This window comes from Photobacterium gaetbulicola (genome assembly GCF_003025515.1).
GTDB lineage: Bacteria > Pseudomonadota > Gammaproteobacteria > Enterobacterales > Vibrionaceae > Photobacterium > Photobacterium gaetbulicola.
This window is the reverse complement of sequence record NZ_PYME01000049.1, coordinates 1-25,434: the sequence shown is the minus strand read 5'-3', so window position 1 is coordinate 25,434 and position 25,434 is coordinate 1. Positions and strand designations below refer to the sequence as shown.

Sequence of the window (25,434 nt, the reverse complement as noted above, 5' to 3'; positions counted from 1 at the left end):
GTTTGCTTCCTTCAGATCCCACCTCACGGTGGACACCCTTGCATAGGCTAACGGTTCTCGCTCGACTGAGCCCGTAGAGGACTTTCACCTCCTAGAACAACGCCATGCTCGGCGCACCATAAAAAAAAAAAAAAATGGAGCCTTGCGGCTCCATTTATTGTTTGTGTTATTTGTCGAGCATCTTATTGAGATGGACATCCATTTGCGGGAATGGGATCTCAATACCTTCTTTGTCCAGCTCTTCCTTGATCGCCTGCAGCAGATCAAAGTACACCGCCCAGTATTCAGACGTATTGACCCAAGGGCGGACGACAAAGTTTACCGAAGAATCCGCCAGTGCCACCACACCAATAGTCGGCTCAGGATCTTTCAGAACTCGCTCTTCGGCAGCCACAACGCGCTGCAGCACCGCTTTGGTCTTCTGCAGATCAGATTTGTACGAGACACCAATCACGTAATCAATACGGCGGGTTTTGTGGCGTGAATAGTTGGTGATCGGGCCACCGATCACAGATGCATTCGGTACCACCACCATCTTGTTGTCAGGGGTGTTCAAAATAGTGGAAAACACCTGAATTGACTCAACCGAGCCAGATACACCGCCGATCTCGACAAAGTCACCGGACTTGAATGGACGGAAGGCAACAATCAGCACACCGGCAGCAAAGTTTGACAGCGAGCCTTGCAGAGCTAGGCCAACGGCCAAACCGGCGGCACCGATCACAGCAACCACTGAGGCTGTCTGAACGCCGACACGGCCAAGGGCGGCAATCAACACAATAACAAATAGCAGATAGCGAACGAGGGAGTGCAAGAACTCAACGACCGCTTCATCCATGTCTTTCCTGCGCAGCATCTTCGCTACGCCGTTCGCGATGCTCTTGGTAATGATATTACCGATAAACAGGATAACCAGTGCAGACAGGATATTTACCCCGTACTGGATCAACAACTCCTGGTTATCTGCGACCCAGGTCCCTGCGTTGAGTACACCTGTGGTTAGTTCATTATCCTTGATGGTATCCACCACCGTATCCGCAACACCAGTGACGGTATCCGCTACGGTATCTGTAACACTACTCTCACTCATACCTTTCTCATCCTGCAAATGTTATTTCCTTTCCCGCCCAAAAAGCCACGGGAGCACAAATAGTCATAGGCTTAATTTACTTATGCAATCACTACTATAACAGCGATTTATTCTTTTGAGGGATCTTTAGAAGCCCTTTTTCGCGCAGGATGATACTCCTCGGCCTAAAAAACGCCAACAAAAAATTACTGCGTATCACAAATAGCTATAGGCATAAAAAAACCCGCCGAAGCGGGTTTTTTCACAAAGCTTAAAGCTAAACGTAACTTATAGTACGTCGATAGCGTTAAGATCTTTGAATGCCTGCTCAAGACGAGCAACCATTGAAGTCTGACCAGCACGTAGCCATACGCGTGGATCGTAGTACTTCTTGTTTGGCGCGTCTTCGCCAGTTGGGTTACCGATCTGGCCCTGTAGGTAGTCACGGTTAGCCGCTTCGTACTGACGGATACCGTCCCAAGTCGCCCACTGAGTATCAGTATCGATGTTCATTTTGATAACACCGTAACCGATTGACTCTTCGATTTCTTCCTGAGAAGAACCAGAACCACCGTGGAATACGAAGTTCAGCGCGTTTGGTGCGATACCGAATTTCTCTGCACAGTATGCCTGAGAGTCACGTAGGATAGTTGGAGTTAGAACAACGTTACCTGGCTTGTATACACCGTGTACGTTACCGAAAGAGGCAGCGATAGTGAAACGAGGGCTGATAGCGTTTAGTTTCTCGTAAGCGTAAGCAACGTCTTCTGGAGAAGTGTACAGCTCAGACTGATCCATATCAGTGTTGTCAACGCCGTCTTCTTCACCACCAGTACAACCTAGTTCGATCTCAAGAGTCATACCCATCTTAGCCATGCGCTCTAGGTACTTACCAGAGATTTCGATGTTCTCTTCTAGAGACTCTTCAGACAGGTCGATCATGTGAGAAGAGAATAGAGGCTTACCAGTTTGCGCGAAGAACTCTTCACCTGCGTCTAGTAGACCGTCGATCCATGGAAGAAGTTTCTTAGCAGCGTGGTCAGTGTGAAGGATAACTGGTACACCGTAAGCTTCAGCTACAGCGTGTACGTATTTCGCACCAGCAACAGCACCCATGATCTGAGCTTCTTGACCTTCTAGTTTCAGGCCTTTACCAGCGAAGAATGCAGCACCGCCGTTAGAGAACTGAACAACAACTGGTGCTTTAACTTTAGCAGCAGCTTCTAGTACAGAGTTTACAGAGTCAGTGTTAACAACGTTAACCGCTGGAAGAGCGAATTTGTTTTCTTTCGCTACTTCAAATACTTTCTGTACGTCGTCGCCAGAAATAACACCAGGTTTTACGAAATCGAAGATCTTAGACATAACAATAGTCCTATTTGCCTTGTTGTCTTATATAAATATAAATCTGTGCAATCGTTTGCGAAGCGCCCATATTCTACAAAAACATGACCTTATTCACAAACAATTAAGTGCGGAAGCGCTGTTCAGAGCTCCCGCCCTCGAATTACTTAAGCTTTAGCACGCTCTTCTAGCATTGCAACCGCTGGAAGTACTTTACCTTCAACGAACTCAAGGAACGCACCGCCACCTGTAGAGATGTAAGAAACGTCAGCCTTGATACCGAACTTGTCGATAGCCGCTAGGGTGTCACCGCCGCCCGCTACAGAGAAACCTTCTGAGTCAGCGATCGCGCGAGAGATGCCTTCAGTACCTGCCTCGAAGTTCTTGAACTCGAATACACCTACTGGGCCGTTCCATAGGATAGTCTTAGCGTTCTTAAGGATTTCAGCTAGAGCAGCCGTTGATTCTGGACCTAGGTCGAAGATCATGTCGTCGTCCTGAACTTCAGAAACGTGCTTGATTTCAGCTTCTGCATTCTCGTCGAATGCTTTTGCACACGCTACGTCAGTGGCAACTGGGATTGCACACTCGTCCATTAGCTTCTTAGCTGTATCAACTAGGTCTGCTTCGTATAGAGACTTACCAACATTGTGGCCAGCAGCCGCGATGAAGGTGTTAGCGATACCGCCACCCACTACTAGCTGGTCAGCAACTTTAGATAGCGACTCAAGAACAGTTAGCTTAGTTGAAACTTTAGAACCACCAACAATCGCAACCATTGGACGAGCTGGCTTGTCCATTGCTTTGCCTAGTGCGTCTAGCTCGTTAGCTAGAAGAGGACCCGCACAAGCTACAGGCGCGTGCATACCTACACCGTGAGTAGATGCCTGTGCACGGTGAGCCGTACCGAATGCGTCCATTACGAATACGTCACATAGTGCCGCGTATTTCTTAGAAAGCTCTTCTTCGTTCTTCTTCTCGCCTTTGTTGAAGCGAACGTTTTCAAGAACCACTAGCTCGCCAGCGTTCAGCTCAAGACCGTCTAGGTAGTCTTTTGCTAGCTTAACTTCGCAATCTAGTGCATCGTTTAGGTAGTTAACAACAGGCTGTAGAGAGAACTCTTCCGCGTACTCGCCTTCAGTTGGACGACCTAGGTGAGAAGTAACCATCACTTTTGCGCCAGCTTCTAGGCAGTGCTTGATAGTTGGCAGAGATGCAAGGATACGCGCATCAGAAGTTACTTTACCGTCTTTTACTGGTACGTTTAGGTCCGCACGGATGAATACGCGTTTACCTGCTAGTTCCAGATCAGTCATCTTGATTACAGACATGGTTTGTCCTCTCAACATTGATTAATTTAAAGTCAAAGTTTTTTGTCGGCCCAGCGTCACTGCCAGGCCCAATAATTCTTACAGCTATTGCTCGGCAGCCTAGTCGGCAGCCTGCATTGCCAAAGCGGTATCCAGCATCCGGTTGGCAAATCCCCATTCATTATCACACCAGACCAACAGCTTGATAAGGTGCTGGTTACTCACTCGGGTCTGGGTGCCGTCGACAATCGCGCTATGGGGATCGTGATTGAAGTCTATTGAGACAAGTGGCGCTTCTGTGTAATCCACTATGCCATCTAATGTACAACGAGACGCCTCGGCCAGTGATTGATTTACGTCATTAACTTTCACATTTGTTTTTACAGTGACACTTAAATCCATCGCGGTGACGTTAATTGTCGGCACGCGCACAGAGATGGCTTCGAATTTGTCAGAAAATTTCGGAAAGATACGACCAATACCCAGATGAAGTTTAGTATCAACGGGAATAATCGACTGGCTGGCAGCTCGGGTTCGGCGCAAATCGCTGTGGTAAGCATCGATGACCTGCTGGTCATTCATCGCCGAGTGAATCGTGGTAATGGTGCCGGATTCGATACCGAAGGCGTCATCCAGCAGCTTGATAACAGGGACAATACAGTTGGTGGTGCAAGAGCCGTTAGAGACGATGTGATGCTCAGGCTTGAGCGAGTCATGGTTCACACCATAGATAATGGTATTGTCGATATCATTTGCAGCAGGGTGGGAAAACAACACTTTCTTGGCGCCCGCGTTGATATGGGCTTCGCCGTCGGCACGGCTGCCAAAGATGCCGGTACAGTCCAGGACAATGTCGATGTCGAGGTCCTTCCAGGGCAGCAAGTGGATCTCGCTTTGGTGGAGAATACGGATACTGTCCTTCTCGCCATTCTCGTGAGCAATAAACAAGTGCTCCTGGTCATGGCTGACAGGCTTGAAGAAACGTCCATGGCTGGTGTCATACTGCAGCAGATGAGCCATAGCTTCCGGCTCAGCCAGTTCGTTGACCGCCACGACGTCGATGTGCTGATCTTTACCGCTCTCGTAGAGTGCGCGAAGCACACTGCGACCAATACGGCCAAATCCATTAATTGCGACTTTTAGTGTCATATCCGTGCTACAAAATTAATAAGCCGCGTTAGTGTATAACAAGCCTTGCTGATAATCACCATAAATGTGAGCCGAATCACCCAAGACAGTAAAAAGCCAATATTTCATAATCTTAGATTAAAAACCCTGCATTTATGCTGGTCTTTACCAGCAATTTATGGCGTGACAGGGATCGCATTTCATATAAAAAAAGACCCCATTACGGGGTCTTTTTTTCATCCTTCGAAATAAATCGCCTTGCGCAACGCGCCAAGCGGTTTAGTTCAGGCTAGGCTTATGCCAGCAATTCTTTCGCTGTGTTTACCACGTTTTCGGTGGTGAAACCAAACATCTTGAATAGCTCACCTGCAGGTGCTGATTCGCCGAAGGTGTTCATGCCGATGATACGGCCGTTGAAGCCCACGTACTTGTACCAGAAGTCGGCAATACCGGCTTCGATAGCAACACGAGCAGTCACGTCTGATGGCAGCACTGCTTCACGGTATGCCGCGTCTTGCTTGTCGAATGCATCGGTTGATGGCATTGAAACAACGCGTACTTGCTTACCTTCTGCAGTTAGCTGTGCAGCCGCTTCTACCGCTAGCTCTACTTCAGAGCCGGTGGCGATAAGGATAAGCTCTGGCTTGCCTGCGCAGTCTTTCAGGATGTAAGCACCCTTAGCGATGTCAGCAACCTGCGCTTCGCTGCGCTCCTGCTGTGCTAGGTTCTGGCGCGAGAAGATCAGAGACGTTGGACCGTCTTTGCGCTCGATAGCCAGTTTCCATGCTACGGCAGACTCAACCTGGTCACATGGACGCCATGTGCTCATGTTAGGTGTTAGGCGCAGAGATGCCATCTGCTCAACCGGCTGGTGAGTCGGGCCATCTTCACCCAGACCGATAGAGTCGTGAGTGTAAACCTGGATGTTCTGCACTTTCATCAGTGCTGCCATACGCATTGCGTTACGCGCGTATTCCATGAACATTAGGAACGTTGCACCGTATGGTACGAAACCACCGTGTAGCGCGATGCCGTTCATGATTGCAGTCATGCCGAACTCACGTACACCGTAGTGGATGTAGTTACCAGAGAAGTCGCTCGCTTCTAGCGACTTAGAACCAGACCACATAGTCAGGTTGGAAGGAGCCAGGTCAGCAGAGCCGCCCATGAACTCAGGTAGCATCTGACCAAACGCTTCGAGCGCGTTCTGTGAAGCTTTACGAGATGCGATGTTCGCTGGGTTAGCTTGCAGATCAGCGATGATAGCGTTCGCTTTTTCTTCCCACTGTGCAGGAAGTTCACCGTTTACGCGGCGCTTGTATTCTGCAGCTAGTTCAGGGTAAGCCGCTGCGTAGGCTTCGAACTTCTCGTTCCAAGCCGCTTCTTTGGCAGCACCCGCATCTTTCGCATCCCACTGGGCAGCGATGTCTGCTGGGATTTCAAATGGACCGTGGTTCCAACCTAGGAACTCGCGTGCCGCGGCGATTTCATCGTGGCCTAGTGGCGCACCGTGACAGTCATGCGAGCCGGCTTTGTTTGGTGAACCGAAACCGATGATCGTCTTGGTACAGATCAGCGTCGGACGCGGATCGGCTTTAGCCGCTTCGATAGCCGCGTTGATAGCGTCTGCATCGTGGCCGTCTACTGCTGGAATAACGTGCCAGCCGTAGGCTTCGAAACGCTTAGGTGTATCGTCAGAGAACCAGCCTTCAACTTCACCGTCGATTGAGATGCCGTTGTCATCCCAGAACGCGATTAGCTTGCCAAGGCCTAGAGTGCCCGCAAGCGAGCACGCTTCATGAGAGATACCTTCCATCAGGCAGCCGTCACCCATGAACACGTAAGTATAGTGGTCGACGATGTCGTGGCCGTCACGGTTGAACTGAGCAGCAAGGGCTTTTTCTGCCATCGCCATGCCCACACCGTTAGTGATGCCCTGGCCTAGAGGACCAGTCGTTGTTTCAACACCCGGTGCGTAACCGTATTCTGGGTGACCCGGTGTTTTCGAGTGTAGCTGGCGGAAGTTTTTCAGATCGTCGATAGACAGATCGTAACCGGTCAGGTGAAGCAGAGAGTAAATCAGCATTGAACCATGGCCGTTCGACAGGATGAAACGGTCGCGATCAGCCCACTCAGGATTCTGTGGGTTGTGGTTCATGTGGCCACGCCACAGTACTTCAGCGATATCAGCCATACCCATAGGTGCACCCGGGTGGCCAGAGTTAGCTTGTTGAACACCGTCCATGCTTAGGGCACGGATTGCATTAGCAAGATCTTTACGAGAAGACATGTCTGCTCCAGAAATTCGTAGACGTTGAATATTGGGCTACCTTTACCGTCGTTGGTTCAGGCTAGCCGCAGTTCGGCGGGCGGGTATTGTCGCAAAGACTGGGCCATAACTGCAAACGATTTCCTTCGAAAAATAAGTTCTATATCAAGATCATGAACCGAAAACGGTGCCAACTCGCTGTAATAAAAGCGTTACGGGGTAAACGTTTGCCTTACTTTTTTGCGAGTGACCCTACTTTTTACAATGTTGATTTTCACCCAGCAAAAGGTATTATAGCCGTCTAGACGGAGGTAGCTCTATACATACAAACGTATAACCGTATGCAAGTATGTGACCATCAAACATGGTTTAAGAGCCCGACAACATCAACTAACACATATATTTATGGGAGCGCTCATGTCGAAGCACCTGTTTACTTCTGAGTCAGTATCAGAAGGTCATCCAGATAAAATTGCTGATCAGATTTCAGATGCAGTATTGGATGCGATCTTAGAGCAAGATCCGAAAGCACGTGTTGCGTGTGAGACTTACGTAAAAACCGGTATGGTAATGGTTGGTGGTGAAATCACGACCTCTGCTTGGGTTGATATCGAAGAGCTAACTCGCGAAACCGTCCGTGAAATCGGTTATGTACACTCTGACATGGGCTTCGACGCTAACTCTTGTGCGGTACTAAGCGCAATCGGTAAGCAGTCTCCAGACATCAACCAGGGTGTTGACCGTGAAGACCCACGCGAGCTGGGTGCTGGTGACCAGGGTATCATGTTCGGTTACGCGACCAACGAAACTGACGTACTGATGCCAGCGCCTGTGACATACGCTCACCGCCTGGTAGAGCGCCAAGCAAAAGTCCGTAAGAACGGTGCCCTGCCTTGGCTTCGTCCAGATGCGAAAAGCCAGGTGACGTTTGCCTACGACCAAGGCAAAATCGTTGGTATCGATGCGGTAGTACTTTCTACCCAGCACTGCGACAGCATTGAGCTACCAGTACTGCAAGAAGCAGTAATGGAAGAAATCATCAAGCCAGTACTGCCTGCTGAGTGGCTGAACAAAGACACCAAGTACTTCATCAACCCAACCGGCCGTTTCGTTATCGGTGGCCCAATGGGTGACTGTGGTCTGACTGGTCGTAAGATCATCGTTGATACCTACGGCGGCGCAGCTCGTCACGGTGGCGGTGCATTCTCTGGTAAAGATCCATCGAAAGTTGACCGCTCTGCAGCCTACGCAGCACGCTACGTAGCGAAGAACATCATCGCGGCTGGCATGGCTGACCGTTGTGAAATCCAGCTTTCTTACGCAATCGGTGTTGCTGATCCAACATCTATCATGATCGAAACATTCGGTACTGAAAAAGTTTCTCACGACATCATCGTAGAAGCAGTACGCCAGCACTTCGACCTACGCCCATACGGCCTGATCGAAATGCTTGATCTGCTTAAGCCAATGTACAAGAAGACTGCGGCATACGGTCACTTCGGTCGTGAAGAGTTCCCTTGGGAAAAAACTGACAAAGCTGACATCCTACGCGACTTCGCTAACATCAAGTAAGCGCCTAAGTTTGTCAGATACAGTCTGGTTGCAAAAAGGAAGCTTCGGCTTCCTTTTTTGTTTTTAAAAGTTGGGTCCTGGGTCCAAAAGCGTTTCTACTAGCTAATCGATGTCAAGCTCTTCCAAGGACCTCGTTTTCGCTTTTCCTAGAACCCCGTGCCTAGGGCCGCTCTTCCCTCCCGCCGCTCTTCCACCTATACTCCCCAGCTCCACCATCCTGCCTTGGAAAGAACATGACCACTTTGCAATACCAAGTGATTGATCGCGTTAAGCAATGTATTGCCCAGGCCAACCGGCGCCTCAATAAACGGCTCTCGATGCCCGAAGTCCGCTTTACCCAGCGCGGCAAGATTGCCGGCAGTGCCCGATTACAAGGCTGGGAGGTACGCTTCAATCCGGTACTGCTAAAAGAGAACCCAGAGGCCTTCCTCAATGAAGTGGTACCGCACGAAGTGGCCCACCTGGTGGTGTTCAAACTGTTTGGCAAGGTTCGCCCGCATGGCAGGGAATGGCAGGTTATCATGCAGGAAGTGTTCGGCGTTACGCCGCGCACCACCCACAGCTTTGATGTCAGCTCGGTACAGGGCCAGACTTTTCTCTACCGCTGCCAGTGCAGCGAACATCACATGACGGTTCGCCGTCACAATAAAGTCCAACGCGGCCAAGCCCATTACCGCTGTCGCCAATGCGGGGATACCCTGACCTTCCAGCAGCAAGGGCGATTATCGACTCGCGGCTAAATTTCCCTCTTGCCCTTGTTTTTCGTCTATCCAGCGTCCATCTAATTACCAACCGCCTGCAATCAGCTGGAGAGTTGATATAATGCAGCCAGATGACAACCAACGGGTTACGAGATAGCCATGAGAATCCCACGAATTTACCACCCGGAGTTATTGCCAAGCTCTGGAACCATTATGCTCAGCGAAGAGGCCGCCAACCATGTCGGCCGTGTTATGCGCATGCAGGCTGGCCAGGAAGTCCTGCTTTTTGACGGCAGCAATGCTGAGTTCCCGGCAGTGATCACCAATGCCAGCAAGAAAAATGTGGAAGTGGAGATCCAGGCACGTAATGAAAACAGTGTCGAATCCCCATTGGATATCCACCTAGGCCAGGTGGTTTCTCGTGGTGAGAAGATGGAATTTACCATCCAGAAATCGGTTGAGCTTGGCGTTAACACCATTACGCCACTGATTTCCGAACGCTGTGGAGTAAAGCTCAATGCTGAGCGTTTCGAGAAGAAACTGCAGCAGTGGCAGAAGATCGCCATCAGCGCCTGCGAGCAATGCGGCCGTAACACGGTGCCAGAAATTCGCCCGATCATGAAACTGGAAGATTGGTGCGCCGAGCAATACGATGGCCTCAAGCTCAACCTGCACCCGCGTGCCAACTACTCGATCAACACCCTGCCGGCACCTGTCAGCAAGGTCCGGCTGCTGATTGGTCCGGAGGGGGGCCTATCTGCTGAAGAGATCAGCATGACCGAACAGTACAAATTCGACGAAATCCTGCTTGGCCCGCGTGTTCTCCGTACCGAGACTGCCGCGATGACAGCAATCACAGCCCTGCAAGTCCGCTTCGGCGATCTAGGCTAACGCTCACCCAAGGGAATAAATTAGGAGAAAGCAATGATCAAACTGGGTATCGTGATGGACCCTATCGAGTCTATCAACATCAAAAAAGACTCCAGCTTTGCCATGATGCTGGAAGCCCAGCGCCGTGGTTGGGAAATCCACTACATGGAAATGAACGACCTGTCACTGGAACAAGGCAAAGCCATGGCCCGTACCCGTGTCGTTAGCCTGAAAGAAGATCCTACCGGCTGGTTCGAGTTCCATAACGAGCAGGAGATCGCGCTGTCCGATCTAGACGCCGTGTTGATGCGTAAAGATCCGCCTTTCGACACCGAATATATTTATGCCACTTACATCCTCGAGCGTGCCGAAGATGAAGGCGCGCTGATCGTCAACAAGCCAGAAAGCTTGCGAGACTGCAACGAGAAACTGTTCACGGCTTGGTTCCCTGATCTGACCCCAACTACCGTGGTTACCCGCAGTGCCGACAAGATCAGAGCGTTCCACCAAAAGCACGGCGATGTGATCCTCAAGCCGCTTGACGGCATGGGCGGCTCGTCGATCTTCCGTGTCATGAAGGGCGATCCGAACGTCTCGGTGATCATCGAAACCCTGACCAACCACGGCCAGAACTTCTGCATGGCACAGACTTTCGTGCCAGATATCAGCAACGGTGACAAGCGCATCCTGGTGGTGGACGGCGAGCCGATGCCTTACTGCCTGGCACGAATTCCGGCCAAAGGGGAAACCCGTGGCAACCTGGCCGCTGGCGGCCGCGGCGAAGCCCGCCCTATCAGCGAAACCGACCGCAAGATCGCAGAAACAGTCGCTCCGGTACTGAAGGAGAAAGGCCTGATCTTCGTGGGACTTGATGTGATCGGCGACAAGCTGACTGAAATCAATGTCACCAGCCCAACCTGTATCCGCGAAATCGAAGCTGCGTTTGATATTTCTATCACCGGCAAGCTGATGGATGCCATCGAGCGCCGTATCAACGCATAATGCGCTAATTCAATGCAGCCTGATCTATTCCCCGTAGTGGATTTGGTTAGGCTGCATGAATAGTTAAAATCCTCTCCCTTTAATACCAATTCTGTTAATTAGTCGGCATACTGTAAGTAAGTCGATCGGTTGTAGGTATCTTCCCATGAACTTGACTAACCACTTTCTGGTAGCCATGCCCAGCATGCAAGATCCGAATTTCAAAGGGAGTGTCGTCTACATTTGCGAACACAACGACGAAGGGGCTATGGGCATTGTCATTAACTTGCCGATTGAAATTTCGGTAGGCAATATGCTCGATCAAATTGAGATTGAACGCGATTTGCCCGTCAGAGATCCCGCTAGCCTTGAACAACCGGTGTTCAACGGCGGGCCGGTGTCTGCCGATCGCGGTTTTGTCTTGCATAACCGAGTTGGCCGCTTGAGCTCGAGTATCGACGTCACCGACGAAGTCTCGATCACCACCTCCAAGGATATCCTTTCGCTGCTCGGTACCAGTGAATCACCAGATAACTTTCTCGTCGCCCTCGGCTACGCCGGCTGGGATGCCGGACAACTCGAGCAAGAGCTGATTGAAAATGTCTGGCTGACGACAGAAGCCAATGCCGACGTGGTGTTCAACACCCCGGTCAACGAACGCTGGAACAAGGCCATTGCCCAACTGGGCATCAGTGCCGCCCACCTCTCTACAGAACAAGGACACGCATGAGTCAATCTCGCAGCGTACTCGCTTTTGATTACGGTACGAAAAGTATCGGTGTCGCCATCGGCCAAGAGCTGACCGGCACCGCCAACCCGCTAGCCGCCCTGAGGGCGCGAGATGGGATCCCTAACTGGGATGACATAGAGAAAATCCTCGAAGAATGGCAGCCTGACTTGGTGGTTGTCGGCCTGCCGCTTGATATGCAGGGTGGCGAGCTTGAGGCCATCACCCCTAGAGCCAAGAAGTTTGCCAACCGCCTCCACGGCCGCTTCGGCTGCCAGGTGGAGCTGCATGACGAGCGTCTCAGCACCGCCGAAGCCCGCACCGAACTGTTCGAGCGTGGCGGCTACCGCAACCTCAGCAAAGGCAATATCGACTCGCAGTCCGCCGTGGTTATCCTCGAGAGCTGGTTCGAGCAGCAGTACGGGTAAAAAAACCAGAGCCTGGGTTCTAGCTCCTAGAACCTAGAACCTAGGCTTTTCCACCACGCTCTTCCCCTTCTCACCTGTACAGCTTTTTCCTATATTTACAGCCCAAAGCGATCACCGACCAAGATCATGAATCATTGCCGCTATCTGGCCCACAAAGCTCAAGGGGCGATCAGCTTGTACAGCTTTTGGACTATTTAAACCCAAAAGCTCATATCGCTGTACACTTATATCCCTGCTATTTTTCATTCTGTTTAATTTCAATACCTTAGAAAAAACGATCAACAAAAAAAGCATTAGGATCATAGCAACCCTAATGCTTTTGGTTTACCGCTGGCAGATCGGTTGATCTACCCCATATCTACCGTCACTCCAGACAGCGAACTGTTGCTAAGCTGGCTCTTGCTGCCGACTTTGATCATCAGGCGCAGATCATTGGCCGAGTCGGCATGGTGCAAGGCATCTTGCTCGGTGATCTTACCGGCGCTGTAGAGCTCATAGAGCGACTGGTCGAAGGTCATCATGCCCGACTCGTTCGACTTGGCCATTGCCTCTTTGATTTCATGCAGCTCACCACGGCGGATCAGATCGGCCACCCGCGGGGTGTTGATCAACAGCTCAAAGGCGCCATGCCTACCGACACCGTGGGCATCGGGGATCAACTGCTGGGCCAGAATGCACTTGAGGTTCAGCGACAGATCGAACAGGAACTGCTCGCGCCGCTCTTTCGGGACCAGATGAAGGATCCGCTCCAGCGCCTGATTGGCATTGTTGGCGTGCAGCGTGGCCATGCACAGGTGGCCGGTCTCGGCGAAGTTCATCGCATACTCCATGGTCTCGGGCGTGCGGATCTCGCCGATCAGGATCATATCCGGCGCCTGGCGCAGGGAGTTCTTCAGCGCAACTTCGTAGCTTTCGGTATCCAGCCCCACTTCGCGCTGGGTGACGATACACTTGTTGTGCTTGTGGACAAACTCAATCGGATCTTCGACAGTCAGGATATGGCCGCTACGATTGGCGTTGCGGTATCCGGTCATCGCCGCCATTGAGGTCGACTTACCCGAACCGGTCGCCCCCACCACCAGCACCAGCCCGCGTTTGGCCAGCGCCATCTTCTGCATGTCCATCGGCAGATTGAGCGAGAAGATATCCGGGATCTCGGTTTCAATGCGGCGGATCACCATTCCCGGCAGCTCCCGCTGCCAGAACGCACTGATCCGGAAGCGATACTCCCCCCTCACCAGGGCAAAATTGGCTTCCTTGCTGGCGCGGTACTCCGCTTCCAGCCCGGTGTCCATCGCTTCGCTAACCATCTGCTCGACCGCCTGCAGATCAAGCGTCTCGCCGAGCGGATGGAGGTTGCCATCAATGCGCAGCAGGCAAGGAGAGTCGACAGTAATGTAGAGATCCGACGCCTTGCGGCTGACCATTTCGTTGAGAGCGTGTTGCAAAGTCATTGCTATTATTCCCCACTAAAATTGCGACAAGCCAGAATCAACCACCCGGCGGCCTTCTTCGGCATCAACCAGCCCTTGGGCTACCAGCATCTTGACGCTCTGCTCCATGGTCTGCATCCCCATCGCCGAGCCGGTCTGGATCATCGAGAACATCTGGGCCACCTTATCTTCGCGGATCAGGTTGCGGATCGCCGGGGTTGCCATCATCACCTCGTGGGCCGCAATACGGCCGCCACTGGTGCACTTGAGCAGGTTCTGCGAGACCACGGCGCGGAGCGACTCCGACAACATCGAGCGCACCATCGCCTTGTCGTTGCCCGGAAATACATCGATAACCCTATCAACGGTCTTGGCCGCCGAGCTGGTATGCAGGGTACCCAGCACCAAATGCCCGGTTTCTGCTGCCGTCAGTGCCAAGCTGATTGTTTCGCGGTCACGCAGCTCACCAACCACAATCACATCCGGATCTTCACGTAACGAAGAGCGCAGGGCATTATGGAAGCTATGGGTATCGCGGTGGACCTCCCGCTGGTTGATCAGGCAGCGCTTGCCGGTATGGACAAACTCCACCGGATCTTCGATGGTCAGGATATGGCGGTTGAAATTCTCGTTGATGTGATCCACCAGCGCGGCAATGGTGGTGGACTTACCCGATCCCGTAGCCCCGGTCACCAGCACCAGGCCGCGTTGGCACTGGGCTATCTGATAGAACACATCAGGCACCCCCAATGACTCCAGGGTTGGAATATTGACCGGGATGGTCCTAAATACCGCCGCGCTGCCGCGCGCCTGCTTGAAGGCATTGACACGGAAGCGGCCGACATCAGGCAACTCGAACGAAAAGTCGACTTCCAGTCGCTCTTCGAACTCCCGCCGCTGGGCGTCATTCATTATATCGAATACCAGACGGTGCACTTCACCGTGTTCAAGAGCCGGCAAGCTCAGCTTGCGCACATCACCATCAACACGGATCATTGGCGGAACACCTGCAGAAAGGTGCAGATCAGAGGCGTTATGCTTTACACTAAAGTCCAGTAGTTCGGTGATATCCATAAATTTTCCCCACAGAATCAATTATGAATAGTATCAAGCAAAATATTGAACAGGTCATCAACCAGATCGGCCTGGCTGCAGAAAAATGCGGTAGAGATGCCGAAACAGTGCAACTGCTTGCGGTAAGCAAGACCAAGCCTATCGCCGCCATCGAAGAAGCGATTGCCGCAGGCCATCGCGCTTTCGGCGAAAACTATGTTCAAGAAGGCGTCGAGAAGATCCAGTACTTTGCCCAGCAAGGTGCCGCTCCAGCATTAAGCTGGCATTTCATCGGCCCTATCCAGTCCAACAAAACCCGCCCGATTGCCGAGCACTTTGACTGGGTCCACTCGGTAGATCGCGCCAAGATAGCCCGCCGCCTGAGCGAGCAGCGCCCTGCCGACATGCCCCCGCTCAATGTCCTGCTTCAGGTCAACACCAGCGGAGAAGACTCCAAATCGGGATTGGCTTTCGACGACGTTGCCGCCCTGGCCGACGAAGTGGCAATGATGCCAAACCTGGTATTGCGCGGCCTGATGTCTATTCCGCAAAAGGCCAATGACTATGACAGCCAGCTGGCAGCGTTCTCCAGCCTTTCCGAGGCGATGAACAAGCTCAAGGCCAAGCACCCACAGCTTGATACCCTATCGATGGGGATGAGCGGTGATCTCGATGCCGCCGTCGCCGCTGGCAGTACCATCGTCCGGATCGGTACCGCGATTTTTGGTGCCCGCGATTATTCAACCAAACAGTAAGCCGAATTATACCCAGCACCCCGGCGCTGCTTGGGTATATAATGGCCTCATACTTTTAACGTCTAGGAAGGACGTCTCTGTCCCTCCCGGCCTTGAAAACACAGAGGATGTAACATGGAACAACGCTCGATTGCCTTCATTGGTGCCGGTAACATGGCCCGCTCTATCATCGCCGGCCTTGTGGCCAGCGGCTATGCGCCAGACAAAATCACCGCTACAGCACCAAGCCCAGCCCGTCGAGAGCCGCTGGCCCGTGATTACGGAATTCACACCACCGACAATAACCTGAGCGCCGCCTCGGATGCCGATGTCATTGTCCTGGCGGTGAAGCCTCAACTGATGGAAGAAGTCTGCCGCCCGCTGCAGATCCTCGACTTCTCCGGCAAACTGGTGATTTCCATTGCCGCCGGGATCGGTGCCGAGCGATTGAATGAGATGCTGGCCACCAACTTGAACCTGGTGCGCGTGATGCCCAATACCCCATCGCTGATCGGCAAGGGCATGAGCGGCCTTTATGCATCCAGCGCTCTTAACCCTAACGACCGCCAATTTGCTGAAAGCTTAATGCAGGCTGTCGGCGAGGTATGCTGGGTCGAGCAAGAGTCAGGCATAAACAGTATTATTGCAGCGGCAGGCAGTGCCCCTGCCTATTTCTTCCTGTTCATGGAAGCGATGCAGGAAGAAGCTATCAAACAAGGCTTTAGCACTGAGCAAGCCCGTAAGCTGGTGCAGCAGTCGGCGCTCGGTGCGGCGGAAATGGTAGTGGCCAATCCGGATACCGACTTGGCCACCCTGCGAGCCCAGGTGACATCAAAAGGTGGCACGACCGCCGAGGCAATCCGCACTTTCAACGAGTGCCAACTTAGTGATACCGTAGCAAAAGCAATGCGTGCTGCCGTTTCCCGCGCTGAAGAAATGGAAAAATTATTTTAAGGTTAGTATATGAACTCAATTGGTTTTCTAGTCAGTACCCTATTTGATCTCTACATTATGGTCGTGCTGCTGCGCATCTGGCTCCAGTGGGCGCGTGCCGATTTCTACAATCCGTTTTCACAGTTTATCGTCAAGGCAACCCAGCCGGTGGTTGGCCCACTGCGCCGCCTTATCCCGTCCATCGGTTCACTGGATGTAGCAACGCTGCTGTTCGCCTACGTCCTGAGCATGGGTAAATTTGTTATCTTGCAGCTGGTGTTGGGTGGTGGCTTCATGTTCACTCCGGAATACTTCTGGATTGGTGCCCTGTCGCTGCTTAAAGCTGCTGGCGGCCTGCTGTTCTGGGTACTGCTGCTTCGTGCGATCCTAAGCTGGGTCAGCCAGGGCCGCAGCCCGGTCGAATACGTGATGCACCAGCTAACCGAGCCGATGACAGCCCCAATCCGCCGTATTATTCCGGCAATGGGCGGCTTGGATCTGAGTGTATTGGTACTGTTTATCGGCCTGCAGTTCGCCAACTTCCTGATCGGTGATTTCGTGGGTCCAATCTGGTACCAACTATGAGCCAACAGGCTGCCTACCTCGACGGTGACGATTTGATCCTGCGGCTCTATATCCAGTCCAAGGCCAGCCGCGACCAACTGGTTGGCCTGCATGGCGATGAAGTCAAAGTCGCGATCACCGCCCCGCCGGTAGATGGCAAAGCCAACGCCCACTTGACCAAGTACCTGTCCAAACAGTTCAAGGTCGCCAAGGGCCAGGTTGATATCGAAAAAGGAGAGCTGGGACGCCACAAACAAGTGCGTATCACCGCTCCCAAGGCAATACCCGAGCCGATCCAGGCTCTGCTGTAACCGACAGCCATAACCAGCCCGGCGCCACTATGACGCCGGGCTGTTTTTCATCAGGGTCTTTTTCATGACTCAATGGTCACAACTATAATGGAACTAAGCAATACCACTATCGGTAAAGGGATAATCCCTCACCCAGTGCGTATAGAAGGATAATAAAATGACTCGTCTATTTAGCCTGTTTGCCCTGCTTGTCGCCAGCCTGAGCACCAGCTTTGCGGTTCAGGCCGAGCAGTTCAAGAATATTGGTAATTTGGAAGTCCACTATTCCAGTTTTCCGTCGACCTTCCTGACCCCGGACGTGGCCAGTACTTACAAAATCCAGCGCAGCCGCTATTCGGCCGTTATCAATGTTACTGTCTTGGACAAAGCCCAGCCGGACAAACCGGCGGTGACCGCGGTACTCAATGGCCAGGCCAAGAACCTGCTCGGTACCATTAAAAACCTTTCCTTCCGTGAGGTCAGAGAAGGGACAGCCATTTATTACATCGCTGAAATCAAACATGCCAATGAAGAGCGCTTTAGCTTTTCCATTGATGTCTCCCACAATGGCACCCGCGGCAATATTGAGTTTGACCAGACTTTTTATGTCGACTGATCAAAGCATATCTCCGCATTTAGCGACAGCAATGACAGGGGAGCCTCGCGCTCCCCTTTTATTTTCCCGGCAGTGAGATAAGATAGCGCCCTCTTTATTGCGAGGAACTGTGATGAGCAAATTAGTACTGGCCACTGGTAACCAGGGCAAAGTAAAAGAAATGGCTAGCCTACTGGCCGATTTTGGTTTCGATGTGGTCGCCCAGAGCGATTACAACGTTTCTTCGGTAGCCGAGACCGGTACCACTTTCATCGAAAACGCCATTATCAAAGCCCGTCACGCCGCCAAGGAAACCGGCCTACCTGCAATTGCTGATGATTCGGGCCTTGAAGTGGATTACCTCAAAGGCGCACCGGGGATCTACTCCGCCCGTTTTGCCGGCGAAGATGCATCTGATGAAGAAAACCTGCAGAAGCTGCTAAAAGAGATGGAAGGTGTTGCGGAAGAGCAGCGTACTGCCCGTTTCCATTGCGTGCTGGTGATGATGCGCCACGAGAACGATCCGACCCCGATCGTTTGCCACGGCAGCTGGGAAGGCAAGATCCTGACCGAGGCCCATGGTGAAAACGGGTTTGGCTACGATCCGGTTTTCTGGGTCCCTGAAGATCAGTGCTCTTCTGCCGAGCTTGAGCCGGCCCGCAAGAAACAACTGTCACACCGCGGCAAGGCCCTTGCCAAGCTGTTTGCTGCCCTGAAGGAAGCATAAGTCATGCTAGTACCACCGCCACTGAGCCTGTATATCCACATCCCATGGTGTGTCCAGAAGTGCCCTTACTGCGACTTCAACTCCCATGCGCTGAAAGCCGATATCCCCGAGCTCGACTACATAGATGCGCTTATCGACGATCTCGATACCGACTTGGCCAAATACGATTTGGCGAGCCAGGGCCGAGCGCTGCATTCCATCTTCATCGGTGGTGGTACCCCGAGCCTGATCTCCGCCCCGGAGATCGGCCGCTTGCTCGAAGCCGTCAAACTGCGGATCCCGTTCAGCGACGATATTGAAATCACCATGGAAGCCAATCCGGGCACCGTCGAGGCCGGCCGCTTTAATGCCTACCGCGAAGTTGGCGTCAACCGCATTTCGATCGGCATCCAGAGCTTCCAGGACGACAAACTCCAGCGCCTCGGCCGCATCCATGGCAGCCGCGAGGCGATCACTGCCGCGGGGCTGGCCCAAGAAGCCGGACTCGACAGCTTCAATATCGACCTGATGCATGGCCTGCCGGATCAGAGCATCGACGATGCCCTGTCTGATCTAAAACAAGCGATAGCCCTGGAGCCACCGCACCTGTCATGGTACCAGCTCACTATCGAGCCCAATACCCTGTTCTACTCCAAGCCACCCGTACTGCCGGATGACGACGATCTGTGGGAGATCTTCGAACAGGGCCATCAAATGCTGGCTCAAGCAGGTTACGTCCAATACGAGATCTCCGGTTACAGCAAACCGGGCCGCCAGTGCCGCCATAACCTGAACTACTGGCGTTTCGGAGACTACCTCGGCATCGGTTGTGGTGCCCACGGCAAGCTGAGTTTTGCTGACGGTACCATTACCCGCACCGTCAAGGTCAAGCATCCACGCGGCTACCTCAACCCAGCCAAACCGTATCTTGATCAGGAAATTCAGGTACCGGCCAGCGAGCGCCCGTTCGAGTTCTTCATGAACCGATTCCGCCTGCTTGAGGCTTGTCCGAAACACGATTATGTCGAGCGTACCGGCCTACCGCTATCCAGCATTGAAGGGCCAATCAACTGGGCGCTTGAGCAAAATTACCTCGAAGACAAAGGCGATCAATGGCAGATCACCGAGCACGGCAAACTGTTCCTCAACGACCTGCTGGCAGCATTTGTCGACGAAGAGAATGAATAGGGCTACCTCAGATTAGTTATATCTCGGATTACTTTTGCAAATAAAGCTGTGGCAATTTAATAGGATAAGATTTCAAAGCTTACCCGCCATGCACAACCCGGGCTGGCGTTCCAGGGTTAGAGCGACAAGGATGTCTTCGCTGCGTCTTTGAAATCTTGTCCTGTTGAATTGTATATAGCGCAACTCAATCGAGCGTTACGCTCTGCCAGCGCTTGAGGGCGGGAATTAAGGATTGGATCTCGCTTTCCTTGGCTTGGCGCATCGCCACCCGATCGCACAGCTCCTGATCGATCAGCTGCGAATGCGACAGGGTATACGGTAGATCATCGACCATCAGACGATGGTAGTCTGCCAGCAGAGCCGACTGATCGTCACTGAGCCTCACCTTGTGGACTCCGAAATAGAGCTGGCCACTGGGTTTGATCTGGAAACTCTCGCCCTCCAACTCCAGGTTGAGAGCGCCATCCTGCATACTGAGGTTATTGTGCCACTCCAGCTGGCACACCGGCGCTTCATTGGCCTGCACGCCAAATGACAAGGCGAACCCGACAACGGCTATTTTGAACCCACAAAAACGCAACAACATAAGCCTTTCCCCATCATCGGGGTAGACCAAGGTTAAGTCCCTGTTACCCCGTTAAAAGATTGAACGGCCGATCCGCTCGGCCAGCAATTCAAGGGCGGCGGTGCCAGCCAGTGAGTTTCCAGAAGGATCCAGCTCTGGCGACCATACCGCAATGGTCATCTCACCCGGAACGATAGCAATGATCCCACCGCCGACCCCGGACTTGCCCGGCATACCAACCCGATAGGCAAATTCTCCAGCACCGTCATACAAGCCACAGGTCGCCAACAGTGCATTCATTTGCTTACACTGAGTTTGGGTGATAATTGTTTTTTTTGCGCCCAAAGGAAGCCCTTTATTTGCCAAGTAGCTGAAAGTCTTAGCCAAATCAACACAGCTCATCTTCAGCGCGCAATAGCTGAAGTAATTGGTCAGTACCGGCATCACTTCGTTGTCGAAGTTACCGAACGAGCGCATCAGGTAGGCAATCGAAGCATTGCGGTCACTGTGCTGCATCTCGGAAGCAGCAACGACCTTGTCATAGCAGATATGCGGGTTTTGGGCGAGCTTACGCACCAGCTCCAGCATCCGGTACTGCGGGGCCGACAGACGGCTGTGCAGCAGATCGGAGACCACCAGGGCACCGGCATTGATAAATGGATTGCGCGGAATACCGTTCTCCAGCTCGAGCTGGATCATCGAGTTGAACGCATGGCCCGATGGCTCCTTGCCTACTCGCTGCCAGATCTCTTCCGGCTGGTACAGGGTCATCGCCAGCGTCAGGCTCAGTGCCTTGGAGATCGACTGGATCGAGAAGCCTTCCTCGCTATCGCCAGCCTGGATAATTTCACCATCGTTATAACACACAGCAATCCCCAGCTTGTTGGCCGGAACCTCCGCCAATGCCGGGATATAATCAGCCACCTTTCCTTTACCGATCAGCGGTCTGACTTCATCTAAAATATCATTTAGCAACTGCTCTGTTGGTTTCATTACTTATCTCCAAGGATAAAAAAGCCAACCCGAGGTTGGCTTTTATCGAACAACTGGTGCACCTATCGGTGCTTGGCAATATCTTGCCTCAATACGCCTGAAAACTTATTCAGTGCGCTCGTATTTCATGTCCCATACACCGTGGCCCAAACGGTGACCACGAGCTTCGAACTTGGTCAGCGGACGATCCTCTGGACGCGGGATATAAGGACCTTCGGTCGCCGTGTTGCGGTAGCCCGGAGCGGCATCCATCACTTCGACCATATGCTCGGCATAGTTTTCCCAGTCGGTCGCCATGTGGAAGATACCACCGATTTTCAGCTTCTTGCGCAGCATCTCTGCAAAGGCTGGCTGAACGATACGACGCTTGTGGTGGCGAGCCTTGTGCCATGGGTCAGGGAAGAATAGCTGAACACAGTCAAGGCTGCCGTCCGGGATCATGTGCTCGAACACTTCCACACCGTCGTGACACATGACGCGCAGGTTAGTCAGGCCCGCTTCTTCTGCGCCCATCAAACAAGCGCCGACACCTGGGCTGTGTACTTCGATACCGATGAAGTTCTTCTCCGGCGCATTTTTGGCCATCTCAACCAACGAGGCACCCATACCAAAGCCGATTTCCAGCGTTACCGGGTTTTCGTTGTTGAACACTTCTTTCCAGTCCAGCATCTGCTGAGCGAAGTCGATACCCATTGCTGGCCAGTTATTTTCCATGGCCGCTTCCTGGCCCTTGGTCAAACGACCTTCACGACGAACAAAGCTTCGTACCTTGCGTACCAGTTTGCCGTCTTCGGTAAATTCGTTCAGGGTAACCTCACCTGACTTCTTTGAAACTTCGCTCATGCTTACTATCCAAACAAAAAAGAAACGGAACGGCATTATCCAAAGTTACAGCACAAGTGCAAGTCTATCGATTGCGACGCCCCTAACTTTGTGGTGCAATCAGGGCCAAAAATAAGACAGGCGAAGACGGCTGTCAGTAAAGTGAGCTTGAAACTGTGACCAATACCTTCTCTGATGCCATTTTAGCGTGGTATGACAAATTTGGCCGGAAAACCCTGCCATGGCAGCAGCAAAAGACCCCCTACAAGGTCTGGCTGTCGGAAATCATGCTGCAGCAAACCCAAGTCGCCACGGTGATCCCCTACTTCGAGCGCTTTATCGCGCGCTTCCCCACCGTGGCCGATCTCGCCGCCGCCGAGCAGGACGAGGTGCTGCACCTGTGGACCGGCCTAGGCTATTACGCCCGTGCCCGCAACCTACACAAAGCCGCCAAACATATTGTCGACCACCATGGCGGCGAGTTCCCGACCGATATCGAACAGGTCATCGCCTTGCCGGGCGTCGGTCGCTCGACAGCAGGTGCCGTCCTGTCACTGTCGCTCAAGCAACACCACCCTATCCTTGATGGCAATGTAAAACGGACCTTGGCCCGCTGCTATGCGGTCGAAGGCTGGCCGGGGAAAAAACCGGTCGAAAACAAACTGTGGGACATTGCCGAGGCCAACACCCCGGCTGCAGGCGTAGAGCGCTACAACCAGGCGATGATGGACATGGGGGCGATGATCTGTACCCGCAGCAAGCCCAAATGCGAACTGTGCCCGGTCGCCGGGCAGTGCGAAGCCAAAGCACAGGGCCGCCAAACCGACTTCCCGGGCAAAAAGCCCAAGAAAACCCTGCCGGAAAAACAGGCTTGGTTTGCGATCTTCCAGTACGGTGAATACGTCTGGCTGGAAAAACGCCCGCCGGCGGGGATCTGGGGCGGCTTGTGGTGCTTCCCGCAGCAGGATCAGGCAGATCTTACCCCGGTGATTGAACAGCGACTCGGCCAGCAGGCAATCATCCTTGAGCAGGAACCGTTGATCGGCTTCCGCCATACCTTCAGTCACTACCATCTGGATATTGTTCCGGTCAAACTGAGCCTGTCACAGCAACCAGATTGCATCGGCGAAGCCGGCAACGGCCAATGGTATAACCTCAACCAGCCGGCAGAGATCGGCCTAGCTGCACCGGTACAGCAGATCCTCGAGAGCCTGCGCTACGAGCTGAATAGATAGAAACATATCCCTAAGGAAACTGGGTGTATCACCCTGTGACTTCAAGTTAACCGCAACGGGAAGTTACTTGGGTATTTAAGCATGGTATAACTATAGCCAGCTACCGAATCAACGTTATAACGAAGGAGCTCCCCGATGAGCCGTACAGTATTTTGTGCCCGTCTTAAGAAAGACGCTGAAGGTCTTGATTTCCAACTATACCCGGGTGAACTGGGCAAACGCATTTTCGACAACATCTCGAAAGAAGCGTGGGCAGAATGGCAAGGCAAGCAGACTATGCTGATCAACGAGAAAAAACTGAACATGATGGATCCGGAACACCGCAAGCTGCTGGAGACTGAAATGGTGAAATTCTTGTTCGAAGGCCAGGACGTAATCATCGACGGTTACACACCGCCGAGCGAATAATTCTGCTAATGCTTCCCCTTTGCTTGGTCGTTTAATTCAAGGGAAGCACCTTAGTCATTCATTCAGGCATCTTTTGTAACTGGTTAGAAAACTGGGCAAACGGTGCCTTTTTCATATTTTGGGAACTATGAAATTACACGCGCTGTTTTTGTCCCTGCTCCTATTGAGCGGCTGTAGCCGGGAGTTTATCGAACAACTCTACAATGTCGACTACACCACCACCAACCGTTTTGCCAATAACCTCGCCCCGCTGCCCGGCCAGTTCACCCAGGATACTGCCGCGCTCGACAGGCTGATGAACTCGTTCAACGGCCAGGTAAAACGCTATTGGGGGGACAACGACTCACTGGTGGCCAGCAAACGCCAGTATGTAAAGTACACTGATGGCTACCGAAGCCGCGCCCATGTCGATTTCGAGCGTGGTGTCGTGATTGTCGAAACCGTGGCGAAAACTGAGCCGACCAAGCACCTCAAAGAAGCCATCACCACCACCCTGCTGACCCCGGATAACCCGGGCGGCGTGGACCTCTATTCAGACTCTGCCATTGAACTGAGCGGCAAGCCGTTCCTGTATGGTCAGGTGCTTGATAACGAAGGCAAGCCTATCGAGTGGTCATGGCGTGCCAACCGCTTTGCCGACTACTTGATCAACGGCAAGCTTAAAAAGCGCTCGGAGCGCTTCCACCAAGTTTACTATGTTGAGATCCCCATGGTGGCTGATCACGCCAACCAGCGTAGCTACAAGTACGCCGAAATTGTCCGCGATGCTTCCCGCCGCTACGGGATTGCCGAAGATTTGATCTACGCCATCATCAAAACGGAAAGCAGCTTCAACCCCTATGCCGTCAGCCATGCCAACGCCTATGGCCTGATGCAAGTTGTACCGAAGACCGCCGGCGCCGATGTGTTCAAGCTGGTCAAAAACAAGCCGGGCATACCGAGCCCCGAGTATCTGTTTGACCCAGCAAGAAATATTGATACCGGCACCGCATACTTCTACATCTTGCGCACCCGTTACCTGAAGGATGTCCGAGATCCCCTGTCACTGCACTACAGTATGATTTCCGCCTACAACGGTGGTACCGGAGGCGTACTCAATACCTTCCACAGTACCGACCGCAAGCGGGCGATGAATGATTTGAACAGTTTGCAGCCAAACCAAGTTTACTGGGCACTAACCAACAAGCACCGCAATGCCGAGGCCCGGCGATATTTAGAAAAAGTTACCGCATTCCAAAAAGAGTTCAACCAAGGGAAAAACCTCACCCAGTGACAAGGAAATAGCCACAATTAGCATTTCTGGACAAAAAGCAGGCAACCAAGTGCAGCAATGAAACTTTTCTCAAAAAAATGGTTGACGAAAAGAACGAAAAACCGTTTAATAGCGCTCCGTTGCCTCGATAGCTCAGTCGGTAGAGCAGAGGATTGAAAATCCTCGTGTCGGTGGTTCGATTCCGCCTCGAGGCACCATATTCATATTGTGGTGCTTGATAGCAACATGATTTAAAAGATAATT

26 protein-coding genes and 1 tRNA gene are annotated in these 25,434 nt (G+C 52.5%); 17 read left to right on the top strand and 10 right to left on the bottom strand.

Annotation, left to right across the window (positions count from 1 at the left end; genetic code table 11):
* Positions 1–166: 166 nt before the first annotated feature.
* From mscS to tkt, 5 genes are all read right to left on the bottom strand, one after another.
* A complete protein-coding gene (mscS, locus tag C9J03_RS25840) occupies positions 167–1,090 on the bottom strand; it encodes a small-conductance mechanosensitive channel MscS (RefSeq protein ID WP_044624368.1) in 924 nt (307 codons plus the stop codon).
* 267 nt (positions 1,091–1,357) lie between these two features.
* On the bottom strand, positions 1,358–2,434 hold the full coding sequence (gene fbaA / locus C9J03_RS25835) for a class II fructose-bisphosphate aldolase (RefSeq protein ID WP_039469755.1): 1,077 nt from the start codon (positions 2,432–2,434) through the stop codon (positions 1,358–1,360).
* A 146-nt stretch (positions 2,435–2,580) separates the two neighbouring features.
* On the bottom strand, positions 2,581–3,744 hold the full coding sequence (locus C9J03_RS25830) for a phosphoglycerate kinase (RefSeq protein WP_039469753.1): 1,164 nt from the start codon (positions 3,742–3,744) through the stop codon (positions 2,581–2,583).
* Positions 3,745–3,843: 99 nt separating this feature from the next.
* Positions 3,844–4,872 carry an erythrose-4-phosphate dehydrogenase gene (epd, locus tag C9J03_RS25825; RefSeq protein ID WP_044622494.1) on the bottom strand — a complete coding sequence of 343 codons (1,029 nt, stop codon included), beginning with the start codon at positions 4,870–4,872 and terminating at the stop codon, positions 3,844–3,846.
* 274 nt (positions 4,873–5,146) lie between these two features.
* Positions 5,147–7,141 carry a transketolase gene (gene tkt / locus C9J03_RS25820; RefSeq protein WP_044622493.1) on the bottom strand — a complete coding sequence of 665 codons (1,995 nt, stop codon included), beginning with the start codon at positions 7,139–7,141 and terminating at the stop codon, positions 5,147–5,149.
* Between the two features lie 396 nt (positions 7,142–7,537).
* Here tkt and metK point away from each other — a divergent pair, with 396 nt between their 5' ends.
* The 6 genes from metK to ruvX all read left to right on the top strand — a co-directional run bounded on the left by metK (position 7,538) and on the right by ruvX (position 12,399).
* Positions 7,538–8,692 carry a methionine adenosyltransferase gene (gene metK / locus C9J03_RS25815; RefSeq protein WP_039459706.1) on the top strand — a complete coding sequence of 385 codons (1,155 nt, stop codon included), beginning with the start codon at positions 7,538–7,540 and terminating at the stop codon, positions 8,690–8,692.
* 233 nt (positions 8,693–8,925) lie between these two features.
* On the top strand, positions 8,926–9,432 hold the full coding sequence (locus C9J03_RS25810) for a SprT family zinc-dependent metalloprotease (protein ID WP_044622492.1): 507 nt from the start codon (positions 8,926–8,928) through the stop codon (positions 9,430–9,432).
* 120 nt (positions 9,433–9,552) lie between these two features.
* The gene (rsmE, locus tag C9J03_RS25805) at positions 9,553–10,284 is read left to right on the top strand and encodes a 16S rRNA (uracil(1498)-N(3))-methyltransferase (RefSeq protein ID WP_044622491.1); all 732 of its coding nucleotides are present in this window, start codon (positions 9,553–9,555) and stop codon (positions 10,282–10,284) included.
* A gap of 33 nt (positions 10,285–10,317) precedes the next feature.
* Positions 10,318–11,265, top strand: coding sequence for a glutathione synthase (gene gshB / locus C9J03_RS25800; RefSeq protein WP_039459699.1), 948 nt, complete (start codon positions 10,318–10,320; stop codon positions 11,263–11,265).
* Positions 11,266–11,410: 145 nt separating this feature from the next.
* Positions 11,411–11,974: a YqgE/AlgH family protein gene (locus C9J03_RS25795; RefSeq protein ID WP_044622490.1), complete on the top strand. Its 564-nt coding sequence runs from the start codon at positions 11,411–11,413 to the stop codon at positions 11,972–11,974.
* The gene (gene ruvX, locus C9J03_RS25790; RefSeq protein WP_044622489.1) at positions 11,971–12,399 is read left to right on the top strand and encodes a Holliday junction resolvase RuvX; all 429 of its coding nucleotides are present in this window, start codon (positions 11,971–11,973) and stop codon (positions 12,397–12,399) included. The genes C9J03_RS25795 and ruvX overlap by 4 nt, the downstream gene beginning before the upstream one ends.
* A gap of 347 nt (positions 12,400–12,746) precedes the next feature.
* Here the strand turns inward: ruvX and C9J03_RS25780 are convergent, their stop codons facing one another.
* Entirely contained in the window at positions 12,747–13,853 is a 1,107-nt protein-coding gene (locus C9J03_RS25780) for a PilT/PilU family type 4a pilus ATPase (RefSeq protein WP_044622487.1), read from the bottom strand.
* Positions 13,854–13,868: 15 nt separating this feature from the next.
* Positions 13,869–14,906: a type IV pilus twitching motility protein PilT gene (locus tag C9J03_RS25775; protein WP_039459688.1), complete on the bottom strand. Its 1,038-nt coding sequence runs from the start codon at positions 14,904–14,906 to the stop codon at positions 13,869–13,871.
* A 23-nt stretch (positions 14,907–14,929) separates the two neighbouring features.
* Here C9J03_RS25775 and C9J03_RS25770 point away from each other — a divergent pair, with 23 nt between their 5' ends.
* From C9J03_RS25770 to hemW, 7 genes are all read left to right on the top strand, one after another.
* Entirely contained in the window at positions 14,930–15,640 is a 711-nt protein-coding gene (locus C9J03_RS25770) for a YggS family pyridoxal phosphate-dependent enzyme (protein WP_039459685.1), read from the top strand.
* Positions 15,641–15,754: 114 nt separating this feature from the next.
* A complete protein-coding gene (gene proC / locus C9J03_RS25765; protein ID WP_044622486.1) occupies positions 15,755–16,573 on the top strand; it encodes a pyrroline-5-carboxylate reductase in 819 nt (272 codons plus the stop codon).
* A gap of 9 nt (positions 16,574–16,582) precedes the next feature.
* On the top strand, positions 16,583–17,137 hold the full coding sequence (locus C9J03_RS25760) for a YggT family protein (RefSeq protein WP_039459680.1): 555 nt from the start codon (positions 16,583–16,585) through the stop codon (positions 17,135–17,137).
* On the top strand, positions 17,134–17,427 hold the full coding sequence (gene yggU, locus C9J03_RS25755; protein ID WP_044622485.1) for a DUF167 family protein YggU: 294 nt from the start codon (positions 17,134–17,136) through the stop codon (positions 17,425–17,427). The genes C9J03_RS25760 and yggU overlap by 4 nt, the downstream gene beginning before the upstream one ends.
* A 157-nt stretch (positions 17,428–17,584) precedes the next feature.
* Positions 17,585–18,022 carry a DUF4426 domain-containing protein gene (locus C9J03_RS25750; RefSeq protein WP_044622484.1) on the top strand — a complete coding sequence of 146 codons (438 nt, stop codon included), beginning with the start codon at positions 17,585–17,587 and terminating at the stop codon, positions 18,020–18,022.
* 112 nt (positions 18,023–18,134) lie between these two features.
* Entirely contained in the window at positions 18,135–18,728 is a 594-nt protein-coding gene (locus tag C9J03_RS25745; protein WP_044622483.1) for an XTP/dITP diphosphatase, read from the top strand.
* A gap of 3 nt (positions 18,729–18,731) precedes the next feature.
* The gene (gene hemW, locus C9J03_RS25740; protein WP_044622482.1) at positions 18,732–19,895 is read left to right on the top strand and encodes a radical SAM family heme chaperone HemW; all 1,164 of its coding nucleotides are present in this window, start codon (positions 18,732–18,734) and stop codon (positions 19,893–19,895) included.
* A gap of 184 nt (positions 19,896–20,079) precedes the next feature.
* On the opposite strand, the gene C9J03_RS25735 is transcribed toward hemW, so the two are convergent.
* From C9J03_RS25735 to trmB, 3 genes are all read right to left on the bottom strand, one after another.
* Complete coding sequence (locus C9J03_RS25735; RefSeq protein ID WP_039459668.1) at positions 20,080–20,481, bottom strand: YggN family protein; 402 nt, start codon at positions 20,479–20,481, stop codon at positions 20,080–20,082.
* A 51-nt stretch (positions 20,482–20,532) separates the two neighbouring features.
* The gene (glsB, locus tag C9J03_RS25730) at positions 20,533–21,453 is read right to left on the bottom strand and encodes a glutaminase B (protein ID WP_039459666.1); all 921 of its coding nucleotides are present in this window, start codon (positions 21,451–21,453) and stop codon (positions 20,533–20,535) included.
* Between the two features lie 105 nt (positions 21,454–21,558).
* A complete protein-coding gene (trmB, locus tag C9J03_RS25725) occupies positions 21,559–22,296 on the bottom strand; it encodes a tRNA (guanosine(46)-N7)-methyltransferase TrmB (protein WP_039459663.1) in 738 nt (245 codons plus the stop codon).
* 155 nt (positions 22,297–22,451) lie between these two features.
* Here trmB and mutY point away from each other — a divergent pair, with 155 nt between their 5' ends.
* From mutY to C9J03_RS25705, 4 genes are all read left to right on the top strand, one after another.
* Complete coding sequence (gene mutY / locus C9J03_RS25720; RefSeq protein WP_044622481.1) at positions 22,452–23,510, top strand: A/G-specific adenine glycosylase; 1,059 nt, start codon at positions 22,452–22,454, stop codon at positions 23,508–23,510.
* Positions 23,511–23,645: 135 nt separating this feature from the next.
* Complete coding sequence (locus C9J03_RS25715) at positions 23,646–23,918, top strand: oxidative damage protection protein (protein WP_039459659.1); 273 nt, start codon at positions 23,646–23,648, stop codon at positions 23,916–23,918.
* Between the two features lie 127 nt (positions 23,919–24,045).
* A complete protein-coding gene (mltC, locus tag C9J03_RS25710) occupies positions 24,046–25,191 on the top strand; it encodes a membrane-bound lytic murein transglycosylase MltC (RefSeq protein ID WP_044622480.1) in 1,146 nt (381 codons plus the stop codon).
* A 121-nt stretch (positions 25,192–25,312) separates the two neighbouring features.
* Positions 25,313–25,388: transfer RNA gene (locus C9J03_RS25705), tRNA-Phe, on the top strand.
* Positions 25,389–25,434 lie beyond the last annotated feature (46 nt).

Bases quoted from the DNA above. Each gene is read 5' to 3' on its own strand.
- mscS (WP_044624368.1), bottom strand. From the start codon at position 1,090: ATGAGTGAGAGTAGTGTTACAGATACCGTAGCGGATACCGTCACTGGT.
- fbaA (WP_039469755.1), bottom strand. From the start codon at position 2,434: ATGTCTAAGATCTTCGATTTCGTAAAACCTGGTGTTATTTCTGGCGAC.
- C9J03_RS25830 (WP_039469753.1), bottom strand. From the start codon at position 3,744: ATGTCTGTAATCAAGATGACTGATCTGGAACTAGCAGGTAAACGCGTA.
- epd (WP_044622494.1), bottom strand. From the start codon at position 4,872: ATGACACTAAAAGTCGCAATTAATGGATTTGGCCGTATTGGTCGCAGT.
- tkt (WP_044622493.1), bottom strand. From the start codon at position 7,141: ATGTCTTCTCGTAAAGATCTTGCTAATGCAATCCGTGCCCTAAGCATG.
- metK (WP_039459706.1), top strand. From the start codon at position 7,538: ATGTCGAAGCACCTGTTTACTTCTGAGTCAGTATCAGAAGGTCATCCA.
- C9J03_RS25810 (WP_044622492.1), top strand. From the start codon at position 8,926: ATGACCACTTTGCAATACCAAGTGATTGATCGCGTTAAGCAATGTATT.
- rsmE (WP_044622491.1), top strand. From the start codon at position 9,553: ATGAGAATCCCACGAATTTACCACCCGGAGTTATTGCCAAGCTCTGGA.
- gshB (WP_039459699.1), top strand. From the start codon at position 10,318: ATGATCAAACTGGGTATCGTGATGGACCCTATCGAGTCTATCAACATC.
- C9J03_RS25795 (WP_044622490.1), top strand. From the start codon at position 11,411: ATGAACTTGACTAACCACTTTCTGGTAGCCATGCCCAGCATGCAAGAT.
- ruvX (WP_044622489.1), top strand. From the start codon at position 11,971: ATGAGTCAATCTCGCAGCGTACTCGCTTTTGATTACGGTACGAAAAGT.
- C9J03_RS25780 (WP_044622487.1), bottom strand. From the start codon at position 13,853: ATGACTTTGCAACACGCTCTCAACGAAATGGTCAGCCGCAAGGCGTCG.
- C9J03_RS25775 (WP_039459688.1), bottom strand. From the start codon at position 14,906: ATGGATATCACCGAACTACTGGACTTTAGTGTAAAGCATAACGCCTCT.
- C9J03_RS25770 (WP_039459685.1), top strand. From the start codon at position 14,930: ATGAATAGTATCAAGCAAAATATTGAACAGGTCATCAACCAGATCGGC.
- proC (WP_044622486.1), top strand. From the start codon at position 15,755: ATGGAACAACGCTCGATTGCCTTCATTGGTGCCGGTAACATGGCCCGC.
- C9J03_RS25760 (WP_039459680.1), top strand. From the start codon at position 16,583: ATGAACTCAATTGGTTTTCTAGTCAGTACCCTATTTGATCTCTACATT.
- yggU (WP_044622485.1), top strand. From the start codon at position 17,134: ATGAGCCAACAGGCTGCCTACCTCGACGGTGACGATTTGATCCTGCGG.
- C9J03_RS25750 (WP_044622484.1), top strand. From the start codon at position 17,585: ATGACTCGTCTATTTAGCCTGTTTGCCCTGCTTGTCGCCAGCCTGAGC.
- C9J03_RS25745 (WP_044622483.1), top strand. From the start codon at position 18,135: ATGAGCAAATTAGTACTGGCCACTGGTAACCAGGGCAAAGTAAAAGAA.
- hemW (WP_044622482.1), top strand. From the start codon at position 18,732: ATGCTAGTACCACCGCCACTGAGCCTGTATATCCACATCCCATGGTGT.
- C9J03_RS25735 (WP_039459668.1), bottom strand. From the start codon at position 20,481: ATGTTGTTGCGTTTTTGTGGGTTCAAAATAGCCGTTGTCGGGTTCGCC.
- glsB (WP_039459666.1), bottom strand. From the start codon at position 21,453: ATGAAACCAACAGAGCAGTTGCTAAATGATATTTTAGATGAAGTCAGA.
- trmB (WP_039459663.1), bottom strand. From the start codon at position 22,296: ATGAGCGAAGTTTCAAAGAAGTCAGGTGAGGTTACCCTGAACGAATTT.
- C9J03_RS25715 (WP_039459659.1), top strand. From the start codon at position 23,646: ATGAGCCGTACAGTATTTTGTGCCCGTCTTAAGAAAGACGCTGAAGGT.
- mltC (WP_044622480.1), top strand. From the start codon at position 24,046: ATGAAATTACACGCGCTGTTTTTGTCCCTGCTCCTATTGAGCGGCTGT.